The sequence below is a fragment of the Prolinoborus fasciculus genome (assembly GCF_056724605.1).
This window is the reverse complement of the sequence record NZ_JBWZQN010000181.1, coordinates 1-509: the sequence shown is the minus strand read 5'-3', so window position 1 is coordinate 509 and position 509 is coordinate 1. Positions and strand designations below refer to the sequence as shown.

At 41.5% G+C, this 509-nt stretch carries 2 tRNA genes; both read left to right on the top strand.

Going from position 1 to position 509, the window contains the following annotated elements:
* Positions 1-24: 24 nt before the first annotated feature.
* Positions 25-101 (top strand) — tRNA-Ile (locus AC1P5O_RS16850).
* Positions 102-149: 48 nt separating this feature from the next.
* A tRNA-Ala gene (locus tag AC1P5O_RS16845) sits at positions 150-225 on the top strand.
* The last annotated feature ends 284 nt before the right edge of the window (positions 226-509 follow it).

Below are 509 nucleotides of genomic sequence, written 5' to 3'. Positions count from 1 at the left end.
TTGTTCTTCATACGATGTATCTGAGGGTCTGTAGCTCAGTTGGTTAGAGCACACGCTTGATAAGCGTGGGGTCACAAGTTCAAGTCTTGTCAGACCCACCACTACTGACGAAGTACGGAAAATCAGACACATTGACTTATTGATAAGCTGGGGACTTAGCTTAGTTGGTAGAGCGCCTGCTTTGCACGCAGGAGGTCAGGAGTTCGACTCTCCTAGTCTCCACCAAATTTCAAGACAAGAAAAGCATGCTTTTCCTTGAAATTTAAGCAAGAAGCTACGCTTCGCGCAGTATGTAAGCATACAGTGATGAAGTTGTTTAGTTCCTAAGCGATCAAGTGCTTAGATCCTAGAGATTAGCAAGTACAAGCGTTATGATACGCGGACTTGATAATCTCTGTGATTTATCACAGTTTCCTGACCTGACGAAGGCTGGAAAAATCATTAACAGAATATATTTGAGTTGAAATAATTTGTTCAAACTCGTTTTTAAGATCAACACTAACAGTGAT